Here is a 25919-nt window from a genome sequence, read left to right as displayed (position 1 = left end):
ACTCTATCTTGGCTGAGCGTTGCAAAAATAGGATGAATTGTCGCTAAAAAACTATATATCACTATTTAGTTCAATCCTAAAATAGGCATATGTTCAATAATTAAGATAAGGATGAATGCCATGAATGCTTTTTTACATCCAAGTGAAAACCGTGGTCACGTAAAAATGGGCTGGCTTGAGTCTAAACACAGCTTTTCTTTTGGTAACTGGTATGACCCGAAATACATGGGCGTTAGTGCGCTTCGTGTAATTAATGATGACTTAATTGCAGCACATGAAGGTTTCGGTCAACACCCACATGACAACATGGAAATTTTAACTTGTGTGTTAAAAGGTACCATTACGCATAAAGACAGCATGGGCAACCATGGTGGCATTTCTGCGGGTGAATGGCAGCTGATGAGCGCAGGTACAGGTGTGCGTCATAGCGAAATGAACCAAGGTGATGAAGATGTACATTTACTACAAATTTGGATCGTTCCAAATGAACGTGATGCTGAACCGACCTATCAACAAATTAAATGTGATCCACGCGATCAACCCAATCAATGGCATTTAATTGTCGGTCCAAATGACAATGCAGCTATGCATATTCGCCAGCAAGCGGAAGTTAAATCTGCATTTTTGACGAAAGGTCAATCTTTAGATATCCATGCAACGCAGCATATCAACTATATCCATGTTATTTCAGGTTCAGTGCAAATTGCTGAACATAAAGTTGAAGCTGGTGGTGCAATTGCGTTCTTAGAAGATAGCCAAATTGAAGCGCTTGAAGATGCTCAAGTGATTTGGTTTGATTTACCTGAAGTAAAATAAAAAAAAGCCCTCAAATGTGAGGGCTTTTTTTATGTCGCTTGGCTCAGGCGTTCACTTCGTTTATACAACCACATCAACACCAAAGTTGGAATGATAAACCCTGCAGCCACCATGATGCCATGTAGGATTGAGGCATAAGGCTCAGCAAGCATGGCCACATGTTTCATTGGAGATGTCAATGGATGGAATCACTTTAAACGTCTCGAAATCAAGCATTTCGAGATATTCTTAAATGACACTCAGCATCTAATTATCTAGATAAAATTCATCAATCAAAGGTGATTTTATTCTATTGCTGATGCAATCTATCTAATCAGCCTTCAGTTTCCACGCGATAAAAATGATTTTGCATAAAGACGTTAAACATAGAGAAAAATAATTGCCGATCTTGTTCAGATTGAAAGATGCCACCGAAATAGTCCCGATCTGTGTTTAAAATTAAATCGAAGAACGTTGCTTGGTTAGGAACCACTCCCTTTCTTTGGCAATATGCAAAATATGCGCTGACATCTTCAAATAAAATCCACCACTCCTGTGGACTTCCAATCTGAACGCCACCTAATGAATGCTCTAGATCAAACATCGCATTGAGCAGATACTGAAAATTTTGCTGTGAACTTTGAAATTGAAATCTCGGATAATCTGTTGTTAGATTTAAATCGATCAGATGTAAATGGACGCTCCGAGCACGCTCTAATCTACGTTTAACTTTGACATATTGTTGATACCGACGTCGATCTTTTGCTGTGACCGAAGTTAAGCGCGATAAATCCATATTGTCATGCAAATCACTAAGTTTCACTTCACACGCAATTACATTTTTAGCGGTACGCTGCGCAGCTCGAAATCGGTTCTCACCTGCTGCTTTTGTCAGTGCCTGTATCGCATCAATAATATGCGTTTGAAAACCCATAGCGCGAAGCTCATCCGTCGTTGTCTCTGTATCTTCTAAAATGTCATGTAATACAGCGACGATTTTAGCATCGGGATGTTGCACATTTTGCATCACACGAAGTGGATGCTGAATATAGGCTTGACCCGCTTTATCGACTTGTCCGAAATGGCGTTCAGTCGCCAAAGAAATCGCGTTTTCTAAAGTTGAAATAAAGAATCTCCCCTTCGTGGTCTTTTTTATTTTTCTCCATCATATTAACCAATGAATACAGATATTTTTAGCTTTAAGCGCGACCCGAACGACACAACTTGACTCGATAAAATGCATGTTTTCCAAGACTTCCGTGAGGTAGATCTTTTGCAAATACTTCTATGCCATTCGCGCCAACATTTCCAAAGTAATTTTTTTCACCTCTTTTTTACTTTGCTGAATATGGCTGCGCATTTTCTCCAATGCCGCTGTCACATTATGTCCAAGGATCAATTGTAAAATCTGTTGATGCTCTGCATAAGTGGCTTCAATTCGATAATCTTTAGAAAAATCTAAACGTCGAATAATACGGATTTTTTCACTCACATCCCGATGCACTTTCGCCATTTCACTATTACCGATTGCTTCAAGCAATTGGCAGTGAAATGCTTCATCTTGCATCGATAAAGTTTTTAAATCATGCAAAAACTGCTCAGGAGGAATACACCACACATTTACTAAGTCCTGTAAAGCCTGTTTGAGTTGTTCTGGTTCCATTTTGCAGAGCTGCTCAATGGCATAGCATTCCAGCAAAATCCGTAAATCATACAATTCTTCATAAGCCCTAAAGTTCAGCGGCTTCACTTCCCAACCGCTACGAAAATGTACTCTTACATAGCCATCTTGCTGTAAACGGTATAAAGCCTGCCGTACGGGTGTACGGCTTACTTCATATAATTCGGCAATTTCAGATTCGGTAAAACGTGCGCCCGGTTTGAGCTGGAAATCAAAAATATCGTTTTTTATTTTTTGGAAAACCAGCTCAGACAAGTTGTCTGAGCTTTTCCCAACAATGGTGGTTGTGGTCATGTTTATTCCATATAAACCAGCGGTTCACCGCTATGTACCGTTTGTCCTGCACGGCAGATAATCGCTTTCACGATACCATCATCATCGGCATAGACTGGAAGCTCCATTTTCATCGCTTCAATAATGGCTACAGTATCGCCTTTCTTCACAGACTGTCCAGCTTCGACAAAAATTTTCCAAATGTTGCCAGTCATCGACGCATTCAAGGCTGCAAATTGGCTATAGTCGGTATCATCTTGCAGGATTTCCATTTCCGCAGGTGCATCAAACTCATCTTTCCAGCGTTCAACTTCAGTAGTAAATGCCTGTTGCTGCTGCGCTTTAAACTCGGCAATACTGTCCTTCTCTGTTTCCAAAAAGGCTTGATAGGCTGCAAAATCAAATTCAGTTTCTTCAATTTTGATTTCCGCCACACCATTGGCAAAGTCAGCACGGAATTGATCCAGTTCAGCTTCGGTTACTTCATAATATTTAATTTGATCAAAGAAGCGTAAGAACCATTGCTGATCGCCAAACTGCTTGTTCTTTTTAAACTTATTCCAAATAGGCAATGTACGGCCAATCAACTGATACCCGCCCGGTGAGTCCATGCCATAAATACACATGTACATACCACCAATACCGACAGTCCCTTCTGCAGTAAAGGTACGTGCAGGATTATATTTCGAGCTGAGCAAACGATGACGCGGATCAATTGGCACGGCACAAGGTGCAGTTAAATACACATCGCCCAAACCTAAAATCAGGTAATTGGCATCAAAAATAATGTCTTTGACTTGCTCACGGCTATCTAAACCATTAATACGCTGAATGAAATCGACGTTATTTGGTAACCACGGCGCTTTGGCACAAACACTTTCTTGATAGCGTTCTACAGCACCTAAAGTTGCTGTGTCCTCAAATGCCATCGGTAGGTGAATAATACGGGATGGAATTTTGATTTGGCTCAAATCGCCCATTTCATTTTCCAGACCCAATAAGAACTGAATCAAATTCGCTTGGCTGAAACGTAATCCATCATATTTAATTTGCAGTGAACGTACACCTGGTGAAAGCTCTAAAATGCCATCAATGTTCGCTTCACGAATGAGCTGCATCAGTCGATAAACACGTAAGCGTAATGCAAGATCGAGGACATTTTCGCCATATTCCAACAAGATATAACTGTCACCTGCCTGACGATAGACCGCTTTTGGCGCATGTGCATCCGCTTCACGCACAGCCAATATCCCTTCAGGCTTGCATTCAAAATTGACCAACTCTGACTTTTCAGGTGCTTGAGCAAAGTTTTGAATATCGGCAATTTGCTGAACTTCCAAGGCATTGGCTTGTTCCACACTCATTGGATAGAAACTGATGCTGTCATCTGCCTTCAGTTGACCAATCTTCCAAAGTTCTGCTTTGGCAATGGTGACTGGGCAAACAAAGCCACCGAGGCTTGGGCCATCTTTAGCCAAAATCACGGGAAAATCACCAGTGAAGTTAATCGCCCCAATAGCATATTCACAGTCATGCACATTGGATGGATGCAAACCTGCTTCACCGCCATTTTCACGTGCCCAGCATGGTGTCGGGCCTGTTAGGCGAATACCTAAACGGTTTGAGTTAAAGTGCACATTCCATGTTGAAGCAAAGAATTCTTCAATATATTCAGGTTTAAAGAAATCTGGTGCACCATGCGGACCATACAACACGCCAATTTTCCATTCTTTGCCATAGCTTGGAATACGCTCTGCTGCCAAAGCTTGTGGTGCTGCTGTAGCAATTTCCAGTCCATCTAAAGGCAGGCTTGGATTAACCATTTTAATCATGTCGCCTGCACGCAGCACTCGTCCTGCATGACCGCCAAAATTACCCAATGCAAAGGTTGAACGACTGCCTAGATATTCAGGTACATTTAGTCCGTTGCGGATTGCAAGATAAGTACGGCAACCTGATTCAACTTGTCCGAGTGCCAAAGTTTGCCCGGCTTTGATGCTGATCGGCTGCCAAAAATCGACATTTACTCCATCTAGAGTCGCGCTGCATGGCGCACCTGCTAAGGCTACGATGCTATCGGCATGAAATTTTAGACTTGGCCCTTGTAAGGTAAATTCAAAGCCTGCTGCCGATTTTGGATTACCCACAACTTTATTGGCCAATTGAAATGCATAATCATCCATCGGGCCTGATGGCGGTACACCAATATCCCAATAGCCCACACGCCCCGGATAGTCTTGAATCGTACTTTGCGTTCCCGGTTGTAGCACTTCAATCACATTTGGAACGTATTTAAAATCATCCAGCAGACGTGTCCAGATTTGCATATTTTCAAAGCGTGCATCTGATACTACGGTATGCGCATAGTCTAAGTTGGTACTGATGCCATTCAGGCGGGTTTCAGCCAAGGCTGTTTTTAGCTTAGCAATCGCACTGTCTCTGTCTGCTGCATGCACAATAATTTTGGCAATCATCGGGTCAAAATATTGTGAAATTTCAGTGCCTGTAGATACCCACGTATCCACACGGATGTCTTCAGGGAAATACACATCCGTGAGTACACCCGGACTTGGCTGGAAGTTTTTCACTGGGTCTTCCGCATAGATTCGCACTTCAATGGCAGCGCCATTGGGCTGAATATTGCTGAGTTTTTCCCAATCTAAAGCATCACCTGCCGCCACTTTGAGCATGCATTCAATCAGATCTAAACCCGTCACCATTTCAGTGACTGGATGTTCAACCTGCAAACGGGTATTCACTTCAAGGAAATACACTTCATCACGGGCAGCATCATAGATAAACTCAACTGTGCCTGCGCTGCGGTATTTCACCAATTGTCCGAGCTCTACAGCAGCACGGTGCAATTTTTGACGGGTCGCTTCTGGTAAATGCGGTGCTGGTGTTTCCTCCACCACTTTTTGGTTACGGCGCTGCAATGAACAGTCACGCTCACCAAAGGCAACGACTTGACCTAAACCATCACCAAAAATTTGTACTTCTACGTGACGAGCTTTATCGACAAAACGTTCGAGAAACACACCCGCATCTTTAAAGAACTGCTCGCCTAGACGCTTTACACTTTCATACGCATCTTTTAATGATTGCTCATCATCACAGCGGGTTAAACCAATCCCACCACCGCCAGCGGTGCTTTTCAGCATGATGGGATAGCCAATCTCTGCCGCAGATGCGAGTGCTTCATCTAAACTTGCCAATAAACCTGTACCCGGTGTCATGGGCACATTGGCTGCCGCAGCCAATTCACGTGCACGATGCTTCAAACCAAATTCTAAAATTTGTTCAGCCGTTGGCCCCATAAAGGCGATACCATTTTCCTCACATGCACGGGCAAAATCAGCACTCTCAGATAGAAAACCATAACCTGGAAATATTGCTTCAACGCCAGTTTGTTTGGCTGCTTGAATCAATTTTTCAATACTTAAATAAGTCTCTGCAGGTTTGATGCCCTCAAGTGAAACCGCCACATCTGCATCTAAGACATGTTGTGCATAACGGTCTGTCTCTGAATATACGGCAACCGACTGAACACCGAGTTTCTTTAATGTACGAATCGCACGAACAGCAATTTCACCACGGTTTGCAATTAAAACTGTTTTAAACATGATTATTTCCCCGAATTTTTTTAATTTGATTTTGCTGTTGTTGCTTGCAGTGATTGGATATAAGCGCGCCAGCCGCCAAATTCACTAATATTTTTTGCACCGTTTAGGCCATAAGGTTCACAAATAAAGCCTTTCACCCAACGTCCATCGGCAAGCTCAACATTGCCCATACCAAGTGGGGTTGGAATTTCAGCGACAAATTCACCAAAGCGTGCTTTTGGAATATCCCAAAGCTCGACAATAATTTTTTGACCCGCTTCCTGACGAGCTAAACCTGGTTTCGGCGGTACAGTGCCCGGCAGTGCATAGAGGGCGTAATCAGCAGAAGTCGTTGTGGTTTCAACATGCACGGCTTGGCGTGTTGTCAGTTGGAAATTGAGTGGCATGCCTGTGAGATGTGCGCCTACGACTGCAACTCGAAAATGTTGTGCGGATGGTGCAGACATGACTGAATTTGCTTCAGGCAATGTTTTAGCTACTGCACCGAGTGGTAATTTCAAATGCTTTTGCCATTTTTCGGCAAAATCTGCTAAAGCCGTATCGTGCCAAGCCGGTGCAATGAATGTGATTCCAAAAGGCAGCCCGTCGGCACGAAAGCCTGCAGGTACAGCGATGGCACTGAGGTCTGCTAAATTGGTAAAGTTGGTATAGGTGCCAAAGTGGCTATTATTTTCAATTGGCGATTCAGCCATTTCTGCAAGCGTGTGTATGGTTGGCGAGCTTGGCACCACTAAGGCATCAAATTGCGCTAAGGTTTGCTGAATGTCTCGAGCCAATTCTTGCTTTAAATATTCGGCATTATAAGCATCAACCGCAGTGTACTGCTGGCCTTTTTGAATAATTTCTAAAACTGTTGGATCAAAGTCTTGTACCGATGTTTCTAATAAGTCTGCAACTGCAGCAGTACGCTCTGCAACCCATGACCCTTGGTAAAGTTGGCTCGCCAATTGACTAAAAGCACTGAAATCAATTTCAGTTAGTTCTGCCCCTAAGTTTTTTAATTCAATTAATGCTTGCTGAAATGCATCCGCCGATTGAGCATCACCAAAAAATTCTAATTGTTTTGGAATGGCTAACTTTAATTGTGCACTGAACTTTGCAGGCGCTGTTGCGGGATTCACACGTGAATAGCTGTCAGCTACGTCAAAACCTTCCATAACTTCTGCCACAGCAGTTGCATCAGCGACGGTTAAGGCAAAAATTGAAATGCAATCGAGGCTTTTGCAGGCAGGCAATAAGCCTGTATTTGAAAAGCGGCCTTTGGTTGGCTTTAAACCGACAATATTATTGAAAGCTGCAGGTATACGCCCTGAGCCTGCTGTATCTGTACCGAGTGCAATCGGGACTAAACCACGCGCCACCACACTGCCTGAACCAGAGCTTGAACCACCGCTTACATAGTCAGGATTAAAAGTATTTGGCACGGCACCAAATGGCGAACGTGTACCCACTAAACCAGTAGCGAATTGATCTAAATTGGTTTTGCCTACAATAATCGCACCCGCTTGTTTTAAGCGCTGCACCACATAGGCATCATCAGTTTTTATGTCCGTAAATAATTTAAATGCAGCCGTCGATGCAAAGCCCGCCACATCTATATTGTCTTTCACTGCAATAGGCACACCAAATAAAGGTAAGGCAGTCGCATTTTCAATTTGTTTTAAAGCTTCAATCTGGGAAGTTAATTGTTCTATCGATGCAATTGAAATCCATGCTGGGTCTGCATGATCAAATTGCTCAACTAAGGCATATAAGTCTTCAAGTTGAAGTGTGTTATTCGCGTAGCCCGCTTTCCATTCCGCTAAAGTCCAGCCTAAAGTTTTTATTGAGTTCATTGATGTGCTCATTCTTGTATCCAAGTTTGAATACTGTATTGCACACATTATGCCAAAATTAATTTTTTGTTATTTTTCAGTATGTTAATACTAAAACACCAATCGTTTTCCTATTTTATTTAGGCAATACAAAACGATAAGTGTTCTATTAAGTTTCCAAGCTCCACTATTTTGGTGCATGACTTTTATAATCGTGTTTTCAATAGATTCTTTTCATTTAGATGCAGATATAAATACAGTGAACTTTCTATTTTCACTCTTTATAAGCTTTCAATTTAGATGTTTTGTATGACTTTGAACTTAGAATAAAAAGAACTGAGAAATATTTTGAATTTTATATATAGAAAAAGATACATCAATGATGGCTAAAGCAATATTGGGCTTTGAGATTGATCGGGTTGAATAGAAAAGTAGTAATAATAAAAGCTATTGATTCGCAAAATTTAGTTCAACAATCAAAACTAAAAAATGGTGCGCTCAGCGCGCACCGTAAATACAATTTAACCAATTGTTTATTATAAATATTTAAACCCAACCCACATCATTGTACCGCAAAAAATACCGTAAAAATTCAGCATTCTAAAAAATATTGATGATGGCAATGTAGGTCATTACCACCAACGAAATATATTGATTTCAGGTGCTACGACTACCTGATGTGTGCTGAAAAAACAGGAGGTTTTAACTTGGTAAACTAAACACACTCATCAGGAGTTTACCATGAGCAAGAAACACAAGACTTACACCACAGAATTTAAAGCTGAAGCCATCAAATTAATTGAAGCCAATCAAGGCAATGTCTCGGAAACAGCTAGACAACTTAGCATTTCAATGCAAACTCTTTCAAATTGGAATACCAAAGCAAAGGCTGGAACTTTAGCAGGTACAAAACAGTATTCACCTGATCTAAACGCTCTACTCGAAGAAAATAAAAAACTCAAACAACAGCTCAAAATAGCTGAAATGGAACGTGAATTTTTAAAAAAGGCAGCAGCGTACTTTGCCAAAGAAAGTCAGTAAGGTACGCCTATATGAAACAAAAAAGATATTCTTTTCCAATTACCTTAATGGCTCGATTACTTCATGTTTCAGTTTCATGTTTTTATGATTGGCTCAAGAGAGGCGTGAGCAAAAGAACGATTCAACGAAATCAACAGACGATATTGGTGAAAATAGCCCATGAGGAGACAAGGCAGAGCTATGGTTATATTCGATTAACCAAATACTTACAAGCTCAGGGTATAAAAATGAGTATGTACGCTATACGTCAGATAAAAGCGCTGAACCACCTGTATTGTAAGCGACACAAGCGTTTTAAAAGGACTACGAATAGTGACCATAATCGAGCGATCTATGAAAACCTGCTGGAGCAACAATTCTCAATGACTAGACCAAATCAAGCATGGTCAAGTGATATTACGTACATATGGACTGTTGAAGGATGGCTGTATTTAGCAGCGGTAAAAGACCTTTACACGAAGCAAGTGGTTGGCTATAGCTTAAATGAGCGCATGACAACACAGCTTGTTTGTAATGCGCTAAATATGGCTATTCACAATCAAAAACCAACCAAAGAACTGATTGTGCATTCAGACAGAGGAAGTCAATATTGCAGCCATGAATATCGAAATATACTTGAGCAATATGGTTTTCAAGGTTCAATGAGCAAGCGCGGAGACTGTTACGATAATGCACCGATTGAAAGCTTTTGGGGAATACTGAAAAATGAGTTAGTGCATCATTACAACTATCAAACCAGAGAAGAAGCCAAAGCAGATATTATAAAATACATTGAGTTATTTTATAATCATCGAAGAATTCAAAAGGGTTTGGGTTTTAAGACACCAAATCAAATGGCCGAAGACTTTTATAAGTTGGCTGCCTAGAATCTCCCAAGGGAAAGTCTCCTGATAATTCAGCGTATATCATAGAGCCTTGTTGCCTAATGCTGTTATCAAAAAATTGTTCAGCAATATAATTTCAGAATGAAGAAGCCTACACATAGAATCTATCATACAAAGAATTGACCTTACCACAAACCTAATTTTATTAACTTATTCAATAAATTTAATTAACTATACAAAAAAAACCAACTTATCTTAAATATTGATGGTTTAGACAAGCCTCAGCTTTTGAGTGTTTTTGCAACAAAGCAGAACGCTAATAAAAATATTCTAAATAACATTTCACATAAAATTCACTATCAGATACATACTCTTTAATTGAGAGTAAAACGCTGAAATTTATAACTGCAAAAAATTCGGCCAATGCTTTTAAGATAGATTAAGTAAATTGTATCAAATATAAATTTATATAGGTGTATTCTTCTGTGGCTATAGAATTTGTTTCTAAATCAAAATTACCTACTGCGTTTGGCGATTTTGAAATTATAGCGTTTCAAGACCAACGTACTGGTGAAGAACATATCGCTCTTACTAAAGGGATGAATGCTGGTCCAAATCAACCTCTACTAGTCAGAATACATTCAGAATGCTTAACAGGTGATGCTTTTGCTTCACTGAAATGTGACTGTGGACCTCAATTACAATCAACCATGAAAATGATTAATGATGCAGGTCAAGGTGTGATCTTATACTTACGCCAAGAAGGTCGCGGCATAGGACTAACCAATAAAATTCGAGCTTACGCACTTCAAGACCAAGGACATGATACTCTTGACGCCAATTTATTATTAAATTTACCAGCAGATGCTCGTAAATATGACATGTGCACCATTATGTTAGATTATTTAAAAATAAAGAATGTAAAACTCATTACAAATAATCCGCTTAAAATTAAATCTTTAACTGATTTAGGAATTAATGTTGTTGAACGGATTCCATTAAAAGTTGGCTTAAATATTTTTAACAAAGCTTATCTAGAGACAAAGCAAAAACGCATGTCACATCTATATGATAATAGTGATTTTTAAAAAGCGATCACTTTTAGAAAAATATCCACGTATAAAGTTCCATCTCCCTTTCGGGAGAAGGACAAGATAAAATATTGTTTTATATTCAATTATGGTTTTAAAGAAGATTTATGAAAGCTGCCTGACTATTCTTTATTTTGTCTCAGTATCTGTGCAAAAACCGTCACTTTTTCTAAAGTAGCATTCATTCCCTTATTAAAAAAAGTATCGACAAGCGCTGAGCCAATGATAATAAGATCTACTTTATTGGCTAGTGCTTTAACATGGCTTTCATTTTTGATCCCAAAGCCAATTGCAACTGGAATATTAAAAATTGGCTTAATTTCAGTTATCTTTTTCTCAAGATTAGATAGATTGAAGTCTCCTCCTGTTAATCCATTTTCTGCAACATGATATAAAAACCCTGTCGCGCGCGCTGAAATTTGCTCTAACCTTTCAACTGGGGTCGTCGGCGCGGTCATTGCAATTAAATGCATATTTTTTTCATTTAATTGCACTTCAAAGTTTTCTCGATATCCATATGGAGCATCTAAAATCAATATTCCATCTATAAGATTTTCTGTTTCGGCGATAAGTGTCTCAAAACCATATTGCATCATCGGATTTAAATAAGTCATGAAAATTATTGGTGTCTGGTCATCATGCAGCCTGATTACTTTTACCAACTCAATGGTCTGTTTTAGCGTTTGACCTGCATCTAAAGCCCGAAGATGCGCTGCCTGAATGATCTCTCCATCTGCCACTGGATCAGAAAATGGAATACCCACTTCAATAATGTCAGCCCCTGCTTGACCCAATTGGCTTAACAGATGACAACTTTCTGTGAAATTAGGATCTCCAGCAGTAAAATAACAGACCAGACCGCTTCGATTTTCCAGTTTCAATTGCTCTAATGTTTGATCTAGACGGTTCATGCTGTAGCTCCTGCAAGATATTTTTTGACCGTGTTTAAGTCTTTGTCACCTCTGCCACTTAAATTGACAATAATGATCTGTTCTGGCTGCATTTCTTGAGCAAGTTGAATCGCATACGCAATCGCATGGGAACTCTCAAGAGCAGGAATAATGCCCTCCCGTTGGCTTAAAAGCTGAAATGCATTTACAGCTTCTTGGTCGGTTATAGCCGTGTATGTCACGCGTCCTGTTTCAAACAGAAGACCATGCTCTGGACCAACACCAGGATAATCTAAGCCAGCTGATATAGAGTGCCCTTCTAAAATCTGCCCATCTAAGTCTTGTAATAAATAGGTTAAATTGCCATGCAGCACACCGACCTGACCTTTGCAAATAGAGGCGGCATGTTCATCGCTATTTATTCCTTTTCCACCTGCCTCAACGCCAAACATTTTGACATTCAGGTCTTCTAGAAAAGGATACATCAACCCTAGTGCATTTGATCCCCCGCCAACGCAAGCAACTAGAGCATCAGGCAGTCTATTTTCTTTCAGGAGTATTTGATTTCTGGCTTCTAAACCAATAATTTTCTGAAATTCTCTCACAATGGTGGGATATGGATGAGGGCCTGCACCCGTACCCAATAGGTAATAGGTTGTATCCACATGACGAATCCAGTCACGTAATGCTTCGTTCATCGCATCTTTTAAAGTCCCACGCCCTTTTTGAACACTTCTGACTTCAGCACCAAGTAATTTCATGCGTTCAACATTCATTTGTTGGCGCTGAATGTCTGTTTCTCCCATAAAAATGGTACATTTCATCTTAAACAGTGCGCAAACAGTTGCTGTTGCAACACCATGTTGTCCAGCACCAGTTTCTGCAATGATTCTGGTTTTGCCCATAAATTTGGCTAATAAGATTTGCCCTACACAATTATTGATCTTATGCGCACCCGTATGGTTCAAATCTTCTCGCTTGAAATATATTCGAGCGCCGCCTGCATAAGCTGTTAGATTTTTTGCATAAAAAAGAGGACTAGGACGACCAACAAAGTCCGCTAAAATCTGCTGATATTCAGCCCAAAATTCCGGTTTGTGCCGAACAATATTAAAGGCTTGCTCTAATTCTTGAAGTGCTGGCATTAAGCTCTCTGGCATGTAACATCCGCCAAATTTACCAAAAAATCCCAAGTCATCAGGACCATTACCTGTATAAGGGGTTGTCATCTCATATCTCTTTTACTATCAAAACACGTTCGATCTTAAAATATTTTCATTTTGATGATAATTGATATATTTTGAGCTTATGGTGTTAGAAAATTTTACAACATGAAACGCAGAACATTACCTCCTCTTAATGCTTTAAAAGCTTTCGAAGCTGTCGCCAGAAATAAAAGTTTCAGCTTAGCTGCGGAAGAATTATGTGTAACCCATAGCGCGATTAGCCATCAAATAAAGCAGTTAGAAGAATGGTTGGATAAAAAATTGTTTATTCGACATTCCTCGACCATCTCTCTGACGGCGGATGCCGAAGAATTATCGCTCGTTTGTACGCAATTTTTTAATCGTTTAGAACAATGTGTCTTTGAGTTAACAAATAAAACATCAGAGGTAGAGGTGGTAATAGGCGCTTCTCATAGTTTTATGGCAAATTGGCTGATTCCCCGATTAGAAAAGCTCGAAGTCATTTATCCCAATATCCATATCAAATTAATGACATGTAATGACTTAAGATTGTTAGAAAAAGAGAAAGTTGACATATTTATCAATAGCGTCAGTGAGCATCATCTACTTCCCAACTTTTTGAATAAATATCTGTTATTTCCCGATAACATGGGTCCTATTTGTAATCGTGAAATAAATCTTCTTCATTCCGTAAATGATCTTTTAAACTATCCATTACTTCATACCCACTCAAATAAAAGTGCATGGCATACATGGTTTGATCAGTTTCAAATAAGCTTTTCCCCAAAATCCAATGACCGTTATTTTGATAGTCTGAATTTAATGATAGAAGCTGCCGTGTCTGGGTTAGGAATTGCCATAGCACCTCAAATTCTAGTAGAAAAAGAAATGTTAAATGGAAAGATCATTGCCCCTTTTGGTTTTATCTATTGTGACTATAATTTTTATGCAATGGTCAGAAAAAATAACGAAAATCGTGATGTTATGAATATCATTGATTGGTTAATGGCCGAAGAAAAAAGTTAAACATTTAATCTTTGATTTGAAAAATTCTATTCAATTGCTCATTTATAACGTCTATTTCACATTCTGTTCACGCTGTGCTGCCTAAGGTATAAACATACACTTCATACGGACACTGATGATGAGACTTGTAAAAACACTAATTGCTACAGCCTTATCCTTGCCGCTTCTGTTGTTAGCCGGATGTAAAAGTATTCCCAGTTATTCAGCCGATTACGCCCAATCCAGAAACAGTATTCAGGGGATAGCGCTGGATCAGGCTAAAGCTCAGGATATCGGCCTCCGCTTTACCTCAGCCTTTAATACCTTGGGCACACCTGAATTCGTTGAAAATGCTGGAGCACTGTATGCCGACCAGCTGTTTATTAACGATACGCTATCGCAATTTTCATCCCGTCAAAATCTACTCGAGCACTTTCAAGGCATGAACAAACGGGTCAGCAAGGTCAGCGTCAAGCTGTTAAACGCTTCTTATCATCAGGACTCTGCCTATGTGCACTGGCATATGGCCTATGATTTTAAATTGTTCGGCACGACCCGCAGTATGGACTCTTACGGTATCAGTGAAATCAAGATCAACGAAAACAAGAAGATTATTTTCCAGCAGGATTTCTGGGACCCTGCGAATGGCCTGTACCGTTCCCTGCCTTATGTTGGAGGGGTCTACTCATGGCTACTGCCTTTCAAAAAATAGCGATTAGTACAGCGTTAGTGATGGGATGTAGCTTCTGTCCATGGGCACAGGCACAAAGCCTGAATCAATGCGGCAATGGTCCGCTGATGGTGGGTCAAAAACAGGTAGGTATGGCCAGTTATTTTGCCCAAAACTGTAGCCAGTCCTGGGAAAAACAAAATATACAGATGGACTTTTCCTATACACAGAATATTCCGGAATGGGCATTTAAGCGTGCGGCCACACATTTACTGAAACGTAATGTTAAAGACGCAAAAATACATGCTCTATTCAACCCAATCACCGATTTGTATCGTCCGGTCAGATCAGGCGACCTCTACCGTTTAAAATACAACCATGCTACACAGACCCTGAGCTTATCTTTGAACCAGCAAAGTTTAGGGCAGCTTAAACATCCTCTGGCACAACAATATTTTAATATATGGCTGGGTCCCCAGCCATTTAGTGCTAAATTAAAACAGCAATTATTAAATTAGTGTCTGCCGCTATGTCGAAACATTTTATCCTGATGGTTGAAGACCATTATGAACTGGCCTCTACCCTATGCGAGTTTCTTGAAGAACATGGCTTTGTGGTCGATCACGCCCGCAATCTGAGTGCTGCTAGACAATTACTGAAACAGCAACGCTACCATATCTTGCTACTAGACATTAATTTGCCTGATGGTTCTGGTTATGAATTGTGCGAGTGGTTACGCAATGAAGAGGGGTTGGACTTACCTGTCTTGATGCTTACCGCTCGGGATACCTTGGATGACAAACTTAAAGGCTTCAATTCCGGCACGGATGATTATCTGGTCAAGCCCTTTGACTTTAACGAGCTAGTGGTTCGGGTCAAGGCCCTGATCAAACGTTCCCTGGGTGAAGTATCTAGCAGTCGTCTGCAAATTCATGACCTAATTTTGGACCCAGCAACACAACAGCTAACTCGAGCTGGGCAGAACATTGAATTGCCTCCGATTCAGTTTAAACTTTTGAAGCTACTAATGCGACATTCTCCTAAAGTACTGACCAAACAGGAAATTATGATGCAGCTTTGGGGTGACGAAGAGCCAGAAAGTGATGCTCTGCGCAGTCATATCTATAATTTACGCAAAATGGTCGATAAACCCTTTGAACAAAAGCTGATTCACACCATATCTGGGATTGGTTTAAAGATTGCTTTCGAAGATGAAGCCTAATTTAGGTACACAACAACAATCAGTCCAGTGGTCATTGCTAGATCAACATTCTGATGAGTGTCAAGATAATATTGCCTGTCAAACAGCTCCACACGCCAACCTAGCTGTTTGCATAGCTTTTGCACCAATTGCAATCCAATACCATGCCCTTTGATTTCCAGTTGTAGCTGCTGACCAGACAGTTCCTGAACTTTGGAGTTATTCGGTAAAGGCATGCCGACTCCATTGTCAGCAATCAGTACTTTATTTTTTTCCATAATCACATCAATTTCTGTGCCCTGTGAATAGTTCAGCGCATTGCGCAGAATATTGCCAAACACCATTTTGGTCATGGATGGATAAAGTTTACGCGGCTGTTCATCGAGGTCTTTTTGCAGGTCTATCTGCATGCCTTTGTTATGACTGACACTCTCCAGATCCTGCACAAGATTGTCCAGACATTCAGAAAGCATGGTCGGTTCAGCAGTTAAAGTATTGGTGGTATTGCGGGCAATGGCCAGCAAGGTATCGACCAGCAGCTGCATGTCTTCAATGGTGTTATGCAGGCGGGTAAAGGACTTGTTGTCGCCATAGCGTGCCTGACACAGCTGCACATTGCCTTTTAAAATGGTCAGTGGCGTGCGCAGCTCATGGCTAACATCTCCGGTAAATTCACGCTCACGCTGAATAAATTCGCTTAATACCTGATGATATTTTTCCAGCGCCTGCTTGAGGTATTCAGCTTCCAGATTGGAGTCGGTGCGGATGTCCTGAAAAGGCGAAGCCTGATTTTTCTGATGTTCCCAGTCGATATGTTCCAGCGCATTGGCCAACCGGGTAATCGGGGAAAAATAACGTCGGGCCCGACGGTTCCACCACCACAATACGCTATATAGCACAAACAGGCTGACCATCAGCGGTGCCAGGCCAAACAGCCAGACCAGCTTGTTGACGTTGCTTTCGCCAAACACCAGCAGCACATGCTGTCCGTCTTTTTCACCATACACGGTCATGCGCTCCTTGCCATCGACAAAATGCCGGTTCACCCCTTGCTCAAGCTGCATGTGGCGAAATTGGACTGGCGGCACATCGCTCCAGCGGTAACCATACAGGTTTTTGGTGTCGGGCAGTTCAGCAGCCGGATTACGTTCCAGCCGCTGCCAGTAGTGTGACATTTCCTGTTCTAGCGCAGTTCTGAGCAGGGAACCCTTGATTACCCAAGCACTACAGCCAATCCCGATCACCACAGACAGGGCAATGAATCCGATTTGCAGCCAGTAATAGCGGTTAAACACCTCACCCAGAGGATGATCGTGTTTGTCCCTGAACAGCTTTAACATTGGTGCATTCCCCGCTGGCCCATCCGATTCGCCATTCAATTATACGGTTTTCTTTTTAAACAGAAAGTGACCGATCACCCACTCGCGTCCATGCTCATAACCGAACAGCTCGGCACAGGCCATAAAGAAAATCCGCCAGCGTTGCCACCAGATGGCGGCATCTGCACCATAGGTCTGTTCAAACAGGGGCTGCAGCTCGACCTGTTTCCGGTCCATGTTCTCCAGCCAGGCATTTGCGGTGCGTTCATACTGCGTGCCAGTCCATTGCCAGTGCTGCTCTAATTGCAAATGCTGCTGGAAATGCAGAAAGGTCGAAGCTGCCGGCATCAGTCCGCCACTAAAGAAATATCTCGACATCCAGTCGAATTCATTTTTCACTTCAAACGGATAATGCAGGAAACGGTGACAGAAAATATGGCACCAGAGCAGACCATCCGCTTTCAGCCAGCTGCTGATATTTTCAAACAGTTTCTGGTAATTACGTACGTGTTCAAACATTTCCACCGAAACCACGCGGTCAAAGGACGCGGGTTCCAGTTGCAGCACATTGACGTCGCAGGTGATCACCGTCAGGTTCTGCAGTTTTTTCAGACGCGCCTGTTCCTGAATATACTGGCGCTGGGTCGAGGAATTCGACACCACCGTGATACGGGCCTTGGGATAATGCTCGGCCATATACAGACTCAAAGATCCCCAGCCACAGCCAATTTCCAGAATATCCTGTCCATCTTTTAACTGTGCACGCTGGCAATAGCTGGCCAGTGCCGCTTCTTCCGCCTGATCCAGCGTGGTATGAGTATGTTCAAACAGGCTGGCACTGTATTTCAGACGCTTGCCCAGTACTGCCTGAAAAAATGCGGTCGGCAGTTCATAATGCTGCTCATTGGCTTTGTCTGTCTCAATAGCAATTTCGCTGTTTTTCAGCATGGTCAGCACATCCATATAGCGCTGCGCTGCCAATGCGGGGTTAAACCGACCTTCTTGTGCCAAACGTTTTTTGCTTAAAGTACGAATGCCTGCACGAATCACTGGGTCTGGCACCTTGCCATTTTCGATCAGTTCTAAGGTTTTTTGAATCATAAAGTCCATGTATTTACCTACTCTTTGGGTGGCCACGGAATAAACATTGAAGTTCGTCGTTGATAGTCTTTATAGTTGTCGCCACGGTGGGCGAGCGCCTGTTTTTCACTAAATGGAATACCTGTAAAGTAGTACAAGAATAGCCACATCAGCAGTGGATATATCCATAATTCATAGCATCCTGCTGCCAAACCGAGCACTGGATAGGCAAACCAATGCAGCCATTCAAAAAAATAATTCGGATGGCGCGAATATTTCCACAAGCCCTGATCCATGGTTTTACCTTGATTCTGTGGATCTAGCTTAAAACGGTAAAGTTGCTGATCGGCAGTGCTTTCACCTATCAAAGCAGATAGCATGATCATGCCCGCCACAATCACAGTGACCAAAGTCCAGTCATTCCATTGCTCGGTCGAGATACTTAACAACTTCAGCATTGGGTAAGAAAACAGTAGCGCCAAACCTGCCTGAAATATAAAAAACACCAGAAAACCAAGATGCTGATAGTCCCCCATCGCGCGGCGCATGTTGGCATAACGCGTGTCTTCTTGGGTTTCACTGGCATAGCGCCGTAACAGATGCCAAGTCAGCCGTGAAAACCAGATCCCACTCGCCAGTCCCAGAAATAAGCGAACCAACATCGGTGCACTGTCAATCGCCCAAGCGGCAATAATCACATTGAGTGCAATACTGAAACTCCACGCTACATCGACCAGTCCGGCACGCTGGTTATAGGTCACCAGCAGCCAGCTACACAGCATAATGAAGACATTCAGCACCAGTAAATTCAGCAGCATGTCAGCCCTCCTGCTTTATCTTGGCTTAGTAGACACTGGCTTCGAACAGCAGATGTACATCACTGATCACGCCTTCGCGGAAGCCACCTTCGCAATAACACAGATAAAAATCCCACATGCGGATAAAACGCTCATCAAAGCCAAGCCCAAGTACCTGATCATGCTGCTGCAAGAAACGCTGACGCCAACACTTCAGGGTTTGTGCATAGCTTTGACCAATATCTTCCAGATGTTTGAGACGAAGTTTTTGCTCAGAAGCCGTTTGCGTCATAACACTGATACATGGAATAAAACTACCGGGGAAAATATAACGCTTGATGTAATCCACCGTATTTAAAGCTTTAATATAGCGTGCATCTTCAATCGTAATCGCCTGTATCAAGGCCAGACCATTCGGCTTGAGGAGCTCGCGGCATTTTCGGAAATAAGTTGATAAATATTGCTCACCAACTGCTTCAATCATTTCAATCGACACAAGCTTGTCGTATTTGCCCTCGAGTAAACGGTAGTCCTGAAGCTGTACAGACACCCGATGAGACAGCCCTGCTTCAGCAACTCGGGCGAGTGCTTCATCGTACTGAGCTTTGGAAATGGTAATGGTAGTCACCCTACAGCCATAATGCTGAGCCGCATAAATGGCAAAACCGCCCCAGCCGCTGCCAATTTCAACCAAATGATCCATCGGTTTGAGTTGCAGTTTCTGGCAAATCAGTTCTTTTTTATAATCCGAAGCCTGTTCCAGGGTCATGCCTGGCTCTTTAAACACCGCACTGGAATACATCATGCTGGAATCTAGGAACAGCTTGAAAAAGTCATTGCTCAGGTCATAATGCTCGGCAATATTTTTGCGGCTGCCATCAATCGAATTCTTGCGCGATTTATACCAGACCTTTAACAGTAACTGGCTGGCTTTGGCCACTGCATTCTGATTCATCTGGTCCAGCACATCGCGGTTACGTGCCAAAATGCGGATCACATCGACCAGATCTTCACTGCTCCAGTAGCCACGGATAAAACCTTCGGCAGCACCCAGTACACCATTACGGAACAGCAGATCCATCAGACGAACATCATGCACCTGTATCACCGCCTGTAAATCGCTATTTTCCCCGACAGCCCCGTTCCAGACGCCTTTAAAAATCAGCTGACCATGGCGTAATTTCAGCAGGTGGCGCAGTACCACCGGCAGTGTGCTTTGCTCTCCCATGAATAGTGTCTTCATCGCAATGTGTTTCCTTTTTCTTTTTTAGGATGTCGGTAAAATGGAACTTTCTTTTTCCATAAACGAAAGGCGTGCAGATAAATTCCGCTGACCATCCTGAAGGGTTCAAGAACTTTCATTACAGCATAGCGATGCTGCTGTGAAGGAACCGTGATGGCCTGCAAGGAAAATTTCAGGGTGGCATCGAATTGCAAGATTCCCTGCTCAAACAGCTGCATATGAATCACGTTCTGCCGATCCGAAAAGCTGAAGCGCCAGCGATAATCCAGCCCCATCGGCATGAACGGCGACACATGAAAGGCCTTTTTAAAGTCAAACTGGTGACTCTGGTACGGCGCATGTTCGTCTGCATTGTTCCGGCAGTCGTGAATGTAGACCTGTCGTTCATTCCACGGTGTGTTGGTGATTTCACTCAGCACAAAGAGCAACTGGTCGGTGGCACCAAAGACCAGATAAAACACTACGGAATTGAAACGGAAACCCAGTGTGCGCGGCAAGGCCAGCACCCGGATGGAAGCGGCATGCGGTAACAGATAGTTTTCCCGCTTGATCAGCAGGCGTGCAATCTTCTGCCGAATCGAGCCACATTCCATAGTCAGAAAATCGCGCTCATCTAGGGTCAGGAAATTCCAGCGGTTAGATGACCACAGCCAGGATTTTCCGGTAAACGTCGCGAGTTGATCTGGATCAAACCATAGATAGCTCAGCTGGGTTCTAAAAGCATGGGCTTGGGGCAAATAACGTCGATGCCGGATTTCAGCAGTGGCAATCGCCAGTGGATACATCTGCATCATGCGCTCCTAGGCTGCCTGTTCAGCCTGTTTTAATAGCTGATCGATTACCCATAATGCGCTACGCGCCCCATCCTCATGAAAGCCCCAACCCCAGTAAGCTCCACAATATGAGGTGCGGTTTTGGCCGTTGACCTCGGCCCAGCGTTGCTGTGCTTCAATCGCCGGGGCATCGAACACCGGATGACGGTAATGTCGTTCTACCCAGACTTTTTTTGGATTCAGGGCAAAATTAGGATTCAGGGTGGCAAAGACCTGGGTTTTGCAGTTCAGGTTCTGCAACTGGTTCATCCAGTAGCTAAAGCCATAATGTGTGCCACTGTGCTGGAATGGCGTCTGTTCAGTGACCTGAGTCGGCGTGACGTGTACATGCCAGCTGGCCCACTGGCGACGGGATTTGGGCATGATAGAGGTATCGGAATGTACCACCATGCGGTTATCCTGATAGCGGAACTTGCCTAGCACGTCCAGCTCCTGCGCGGTCGGGTCTTTCAGCAGTTTCAGGCTGTCATCGGCGTGGCTGGCGAAAATCACCCAGTCAAAACGCTCGCTGCCCTGTTGGGTTTCAATCAGCACATCATTGGCACTGCGAGACACCTGATGCACAGCAGTTTTACGAAGCGTGATATTGCACTGGGCCTGAATGGCACGGACGTAGCGAGCTGATCCACCCTTGACCGTCAGCCATAAAGGACGGTCTTTGAGCTGCAACATGCGATGATGCTGGAAAAAACTCACCACAAACTTATACGGAATCTGTCCGGCCTGTTCTACCGGGCAGGACCACAGCGCTCCACACATCGGATAGAGATGTTCATGACGGAAGGCTTCGGAATAGCCATGCCGATCCAGATACTCATCAATACTGAGCTGTGCATCGACATGCTCGACATCCAGATCTTTATTGGCGGCATAGAAGCGGAACAGATCCGACAACATCGCACGAAAATCTGCATTAAAAAAGTTTTGAGGTCGGAACAATAACGAGAATTTTTTTGAAGGATTGTACTGTAAGCCAGTGACCTGATTATTCACCGAAAAGCCCATGTCACTGCTTTGCGATTGAATCCCAAGTTCTTTTAGCATGGCGCAGAATAGCGGATAGTTATGCTCATTAAACACGATAAAGCCACTGTCTACCGCAACCTGTTCACCATCGATATTCAGCTGATGGGTATCGGTATGACCACCAAAGTAGTTATTCTTTTCAAAGACTGTGACTTCATGCACTTTGCTGAGTTTCCAGGCAGCGTACAGACCGGAAATACCTGAACCAATAATTGCAATTTTCATGGTGATTCCTTTGAATGAATAGTCTGAGTGTCGGTCTTGGCAGCTTTTTTCTGTTTCCGAGCCCGGGCAATTTTACTGACATCATAGACACGTGCCGGAATCGGCTTAAGTCCCCAGACCAGCCCGAACAAAGACATGAGTTTCAGCAGGTAATAGGTCACATCAATCTGCCACCAGTAAAAACCCTGCCGGGTACTGCCGGCATAATAATGGTGATTGTTGTGCCAGCCTTCACCCAAGGTAATGATCGACAGGAATAAATTGTTGCGGCTGTGATCGTCCGTATCAAAATCACGGCTGCCGTAATGATGTGCCAGTGAGTTAATACACAAAGTGGCATGGAGCAGTAACACAGTGGAGACCACAAAGCCCCAGACCAGCAATTGCAGGCCGGAGGTACCGAGTTGAGGTAAAGCCGTGGCCAGCCATTCCCCCAGTGCATAAATCCCGCCGGCAGTCAGCAGCACCACAATTAAACTGAAACGGTCTATCCAGATCAGTTCCGGATATTTCAGCCAATCTCTAATCACTTCTTTTCGCGTGGCAAAGTTATATTCATTTAAAAACCAGCCAACGTGGCTATACCAAAAACCATGCGTGGAGGAATGCGGGTCTTGCAAGGTATCGGTATAGCGATGGTGATAACGGTGATGCGCCGCCCACCAGAGCGGGCCACGCTGCGCACTCATGGTACCCATCAGCACAAACAGGAACTGTACCGGACGCGAAGTCTGAAAAGTTTTATGTGACAGATAACGATGAAAAAAAGCGGTGATGGAAAACATGCGGATTAGGTAGAACGCCAGCATAAAGCCCAGCGCAAACCATGACACCCCCACCCAGAACACGGCGAGACAGGCCAGATGCAACAGAATAAAGGGCAAAATCCGGAGCCACTGAATCTGGCTGTTTTCAGCGGTCAGCGTTTCAGGCGATGTGTGTATGGACCAGCTGTCTATCCATCGCATCAGGCTTTTCAACATGGACTCATCCTACTTTTAAGCGGTTGTCTTTATTCTATTTGATGAGTCTAATCAGTCAGATATGAATTTTATGTGAAGTGAAATAAAAAAAAGCCGAACTGTAGAGAGACTAAGCAGTTCGGCAAAAGGGTAACAGATTAATGCGGCAATTTGATCAGTTTTGTGATGTCATAACCATAATATTTTGCTGTATCCAGATAGGACTGATAGGTGGCTTCATCCAGTTGCGGTTCGCGCGATAAAATCCACAGGTATTTGGTACTCGGTCCACCGACAAGCGCCACTTTATATTCTGGATCCACGCGTAATACCCAGTAATGCCCTTTAGTAAACGGAATCCATCTTAAACCTGTCGGCAAAAAGCTGACTTTCAGTTTGCTGTTGCCCTGATTTTGCGGATAGGCCACCCCTTCAGAACTGATCATTTCACCATTTTCAATCCGGCAGCTATTTAAGACGCCTATGGTCTGATCGGCATTGACAGTGTATTGTGCCGAGATATCCGAGACACATTTACGCTGAAAATACATCGGTAAATGCGCAATTTCATACCATTTACCCGCATACTGCCGGATATCCACCTGATCGACTGCCTGAGGGGCAACCGTTTCAGCTCGGGCAGTAAAGCTTAAGCTCATGATGGTCAGCGCTGTAACTGCAAAAACCGACTTGAATAGCATCTTCATTTTTTAAGCCTTATTTGATTTCAGGATTAGCATAACCCAGCCGGATGTGAACAAATCGTGAAGATTAGATGCAGAATGAAGGTAGGAGAAATTTCAATCTTACAGCCTGAGAAAATGGGGAAAATCATCTCTTCTTGTACCCCCTTTTAAAGCGGTAAATTGGTTTTTTAGATTCAATGTAGCAATATTGTCGATAGTATTATTTAAAAAAGTCAACTAGATCAACATATTAATTCCTGATCTAATCATCTTTCATAAGGCAATTAAATATACATATAAAAAAACTTGATTAATTTTATTTTTAAGGTATAGTTAACTCAACTAGAAAAAAGTCTTGTTTCATTAAATCTCTCTTAAGTATCGTCGTTTTATTCATAATTCTTCGTTTTTTTCAGATTTTAAGTTTCATTCTTTATTATTTTCAAAGTTATATGCAGTCAATAAAATGACTAAAAATTATTAAAAAATCAGTAGGATTTATTATGTCAAACTCAAATGTTGTTAAAGGTACCGTTAAGTGGTTCAATGAAACTAAAGGTTTTGGTTTTATTCAACAAGAATCAGGTCCAGATGTTTTTGCGCACTTTAGTGAAATTGCTAACTCAGGTTTTAAAACATTATTCGAAGGCCAACAGGTTGAATTTAGTATTGCTCAAGGTCAAAAAGGACCGAATGCGGTCAATATTGTTGCTATATAAGCACTAATACGAGTTGAAAAAGCACTACTCAGTGCTTTTTTAATTTTAAAGAAAAAAGTTGTTGTTCCATATTGGAAAAAAATCATAAAAATAGGATACAAATTGTTAAAAGTTAATGAATTAATTGCAAAATCTAAAAATGGTACCGAAATTATCGTTTCTTTAATTCCCTTAAATAAAATGCAGAATACACGTCAAGGTTTTAAAGAAATTGAAGTGGGTAAAAGAGTTCTTCTGGAATCTGGAATTGAGGTAGATTTAAACTTAGATGGTCGTACATTTTATACGTCTTTAAATCAATTATTCAAGCTAAATCAAAAAGTTATTTAAAAAATAATATATTACTTAATTAATTGCATAGCCGCTCCATAATCTTGTTAAAGGTAAAATAATGTTTAAACAAAATCTAAATGTAAAAGACCAATTTGGTATCAAATATTCTATTCAGGCCACGGTTGAGCGCAATTTTAGTGCTAGCCAGTCTTGTTCCCATGTCAAATATATTACCGTGGATGGTGAAGATATTCGGCCCAGCTTTGAAATGTTTTTCCAAAGTACTTCTAGCGGAAAAATTTTCAAGATTATTTAAGTCGATGAACTACTCACAGCTAAAACAAAGCCGATAATATAAAAATATTTATATCTTATAGCTTTATATTATTTATAACTAATAGATTTCTTTCATAAGTCATTTTTCACTCAGCTCCAAGTTATAAATTCCAGCAATTAGATTGAATCTTAATGCTAGTCTTTTGCCTCGATTGCGATATCGCTCAGCAAGAATTTTGAAGGTTTTCAAACTGCCAAATACATGCTCAATTCCAATTCTTCTTTTATTGATTTCCTGATTATAGATTTTTAGTTCGGAATCCAGTTTACAGCGCTTCTTTGCTTTTAATGGCAACAAGCTATTTGGATACACTGTATAAATTCC

General features: G+C 42.2%; 25 protein-coding genes and 1 pseudogene. 10 read left to right on the top strand and 16 right to left on the bottom strand.

Annotated features, from left to right (window positions below; all coding sequences use genetic code 11):
• Positions 1–120: 120 nt before the first annotated feature.
• Positions 121–816, top strand: a complete 696-nt coding sequence (locus tag FTV38_RS13505; RefSeq protein ID WP_168379153.1) for a pirin-like bicupin family protein — start codon at positions 121–123, stop codon at positions 814–816.
• A 29-nt stretch (positions 817–845) separates the two neighbouring features.
• Here the strand turns inward: FTV38_RS13505 and FTV38_RS13500 are convergent, their stop codons facing one another.
• The 5 genes and pseudogenes from FTV38_RS13500 to atzF all read right to left on the bottom strand — a co-directional run bounded on the left by FTV38_RS13500 (position 846) and on the right by atzF (position 8207).
• Positions 846–983, bottom strand: coding sequence for a hypothetical protein (locus tag FTV38_RS13500; RefSeq protein WP_168379152.1), 138 nt, complete (start codon positions 981–983; stop codon positions 846–848).
• 536 nt (positions 984–1519) lie between these two features.
• Positions 1520–1921 (bottom strand): annotated as a pseudogene (locus tag FTV38_RS18140) (guanosine-3',5'-bis(diphosphate) 3'-pyrophosphohydrolase); the annotation flags it as partial.
• A 159-nt stretch (positions 1922–2080) separates the two neighbouring features.
• Positions 2081–2770 carry a GntR family transcriptional regulator gene (locus FTV38_RS13490; RefSeq protein ID WP_180022742.1) on the bottom strand — a complete coding sequence of 230 codons (690 nt, stop codon included), beginning with the start codon at positions 2768–2770 and terminating at the stop codon, positions 2081–2083.
• A 2-nt stretch (positions 2771–2772) separates the two neighbouring features.
• Positions 2773–6372: an urea carboxylase gene (gene uca / locus FTV38_RS13485; RefSeq protein ID WP_180022741.1), complete on the bottom strand. Its 3600-nt coding sequence runs from the start codon at positions 6370–6372 to the stop codon at positions 2773–2775.
• A gap of 20 nt (positions 6373–6392) precedes the next feature.
• The gene (atzF, locus tag FTV38_RS13480; RefSeq protein ID WP_180022750.1) at positions 6393–8207 is read right to left on the bottom strand and encodes an allophanate hydrolase; all 1815 of its coding nucleotides are present in this window, start codon (positions 8205–8207) and stop codon (positions 6393–6395) included.
• Between the two features lie 720 nt (positions 8208–8927).
• Here atzF and FTV38_RS13475 point away from each other — a divergent pair.
• Positions 8928–10093 (top strand): IS3-like element ISAba22 family transposase gene (locus tag FTV38_RS13475; RefSeq protein ID WP_180022740.1). Its coding sequence is split into 2 segments (ribosomal slippage): positions 8928–9186 and positions 9186–10093, totalling 1167 coding nucleotides; the frame shifts between segments, so codons are not numbered across the junction.
• 443 nt (positions 10094–10536) lie between these two features.
• Positions 10537–11139: a GTP cyclohydrolase II gene (gene ribA / locus FTV38_RS13470; RefSeq protein WP_180022739.1), complete on the top strand. Its 603-nt coding sequence runs from the start codon at positions 10537–10539 to the stop codon at positions 11137–11139.
• Positions 11140–11264: 125 nt separating this feature from the next.
• Here the strand turns inward: ribA and trpA are convergent, their stop codons facing one another.
• Together trpA and trpB are read right to left on the bottom strand one after the other, a co-directional pair.
• On the bottom strand, positions 11265–12053 hold the full coding sequence (gene trpA, locus FTV38_RS13465) for a tryptophan synthase subunit alpha (RefSeq protein ID WP_180022738.1): 789 nt from the start codon (positions 12051–12053) through the stop codon (positions 11265–11267).
• A complete protein-coding gene (gene trpB / locus FTV38_RS13460) occupies positions 12050–13261 on the bottom strand; it encodes a tryptophan synthase subunit beta (RefSeq protein ID WP_180022737.1) in 1212 nt (403 codons plus the stop codon). Before trpB ends, trpA begins: the two co-directional genes overlap by 4 nt.
• Before the next feature lie 102 nt (positions 13262–13363).
• Between trpB and FTV38_RS13455 the strand changes: the two genes are divergently transcribed.
• The 4 genes from FTV38_RS13455 to FTV38_RS13440 all read left to right on the top strand — a co-directional run bounded on the left by FTV38_RS13455 (position 13364) and on the right by FTV38_RS13440 (position 16116).
• A complete protein-coding gene (locus tag FTV38_RS13455; RefSeq protein ID WP_180022736.1) occupies positions 13364–14245 on the top strand; it encodes a LysR family transcriptional regulator in 882 nt (293 codons plus the stop codon).
• 118 nt (positions 14246–14363) lie between these two features.
• On the top strand, positions 14364–14936 hold the full coding sequence (locus tag FTV38_RS13450; protein WP_180022749.1) for a nuclear transport factor 2 family protein: 573 nt from the start codon (positions 14364–14366) through the stop codon (positions 14934–14936).
• The gene (locus tag FTV38_RS13445; protein ID WP_005177287.1) at positions 14912–15412 is read left to right on the top strand and encodes a chalcone isomerase family protein; all 501 of its coding nucleotides are present in this window, start codon (positions 14912–14914) and stop codon (positions 15410–15412) included. The genes FTV38_RS13450 and FTV38_RS13445 overlap by 25 nt, the downstream gene beginning before the upstream one ends.
• An 11-nt stretch (positions 15413–15423) precedes the next feature.
• A complete protein-coding gene (locus FTV38_RS13440; protein WP_005177281.1) occupies positions 15424–16116 on the top strand; it encodes a response regulator transcription factor in 693 nt (230 codons plus the stop codon).
• Here FTV38_RS13440 and FTV38_RS13435 read toward each other — a convergent pair.
• The 8 genes from FTV38_RS13435 to FTV38_RS13400 all read right to left on the bottom strand — a co-directional run bounded on the left by FTV38_RS13435 (position 16113) and on the right by FTV38_RS13400 (position 24239).
• Complete coding sequence (locus FTV38_RS13435) at positions 16113–17435, bottom strand: sensor histidine kinase (protein WP_373685452.1); 1323 nt, start codon at positions 17433–17435, stop codon at positions 16113–16115. The two genes, FTV38_RS13440 and FTV38_RS13435, sit on opposite strands and share 4 nt — an antisense overlap.
• A gap of 39 nt (positions 17436–17474) precedes the next feature.
• A complete protein-coding gene (locus tag FTV38_RS13430) occupies positions 17475–18524 on the bottom strand; it encodes a cyclopropane-fatty-acyl-phospholipid synthase family protein (protein ID WP_180022735.1) in 1050 nt (349 codons plus the stop codon).
• A gap of 8 nt (positions 18525–18532) precedes the next feature.
• The gene (locus tag FTV38_RS13425) at positions 18533–19312 is read right to left on the bottom strand and encodes a DUF1295 domain-containing protein (RefSeq protein ID WP_180022734.1); all 780 of its coding nucleotides are present in this window, start codon (positions 19310–19312) and stop codon (positions 18533–18535) included.
• A 25-nt stretch (positions 19313–19337) separates the two neighbouring features.
• Positions 19338–20534 carry a cyclopropane-fatty-acyl-phospholipid synthase family protein gene (locus tag FTV38_RS13420; RefSeq protein ID WP_180022733.1) on the bottom strand — a complete coding sequence of 399 codons (1197 nt, stop codon included), beginning with the start codon at positions 20532–20534 and terminating at the stop codon, positions 19338–19340.
• Positions 20531–21325, bottom strand: a complete 795-nt coding sequence (locus FTV38_RS13415; protein WP_180022747.1) for a DUF1365 domain-containing protein — start codon at positions 21323–21325, stop codon at positions 20531–20533. The genes FTV38_RS13420 and FTV38_RS13415 overlap by 4 nt, the downstream gene beginning before the upstream one ends.
• Positions 21326–21334: 9 nt before the next feature.
• Positions 21335–22618 carry an NAD(P)/FAD-dependent oxidoreductase gene (locus FTV38_RS13410; RefSeq protein ID WP_180022732.1) on the bottom strand — a complete coding sequence of 428 codons (1284 nt, stop codon included), beginning with the start codon at positions 22616–22618 and terminating at the stop codon, positions 21335–21337.
• On the bottom strand, positions 22615–23601 hold the full coding sequence (locus FTV38_RS13405; protein WP_180022731.1) for an acyl-CoA desaturase: 987 nt from the start codon (positions 23599–23601) through the stop codon (positions 22615–22617). The genes FTV38_RS13410 and FTV38_RS13405 overlap by 4 nt, the downstream gene beginning before the upstream one ends.
• A 137-nt stretch (positions 23602–23738) precedes the next feature.
• Complete coding sequence (locus FTV38_RS13400; protein WP_373887017.1) at positions 23739–24239, bottom strand: lipocalin family protein; 501 nt, start codon at positions 24237–24239, stop codon at positions 23739–23741.
• Positions 24240–24769: 530 nt separating this feature from the next.
• On the opposite strand from FTV38_RS13400, the gene FTV38_RS13395 reads away from it, so the two are divergent.
• From FTV38_RS13395 to FTV38_RS13385, 3 genes are all read left to right on the top strand, one after another.
• Positions 24770–24985, top strand: a complete 216-nt coding sequence (locus tag FTV38_RS13395) for a cold-shock protein (protein WP_004799092.1) — start codon at positions 24770–24772, stop codon at positions 24983–24985.
• Between the two features lie 102 nt (positions 24986–25087).
• Positions 25088–25315, top strand: coding sequence for a hypothetical protein (locus tag FTV38_RS13390; protein ID WP_004761266.1), 228 nt, complete (start codon positions 25088–25090; stop codon positions 25313–25315).
• Positions 25316–25376: 61 nt separating this feature from the next.
• A complete protein-coding gene (locus tag FTV38_RS13385) occupies positions 25377–25574 on the top strand; it encodes a hypothetical protein (RefSeq protein WP_168405434.1) in 198 nt (65 codons plus the stop codon).
• Positions 25575–25673: 99 nt separating this feature from the next.
• Here FTV38_RS13385 and FTV38_RS13380 read toward each other — a convergent pair.
• Positions 25674–25919: transposase family protein (locus FTV38_RS13380; protein ID WP_180022611.1), on the bottom strand; the 246-nt coding region annotated here is incomplete at its 5' end.

The organism is Acinetobacter sp. YH16044 (genome assembly GCF_013417145.1).
Taxonomy (GTDB): domain Bacteria; phylum Pseudomonadota; class Gammaproteobacteria; order Pseudomonadales; family Moraxellaceae; genus Acinetobacter; species Acinetobacter amyesii.
The sequence above is the reverse complement of the archived record's forward strand: the minus strand, read 5'-3'. Positions and strand labels throughout refer to the sequence as shown.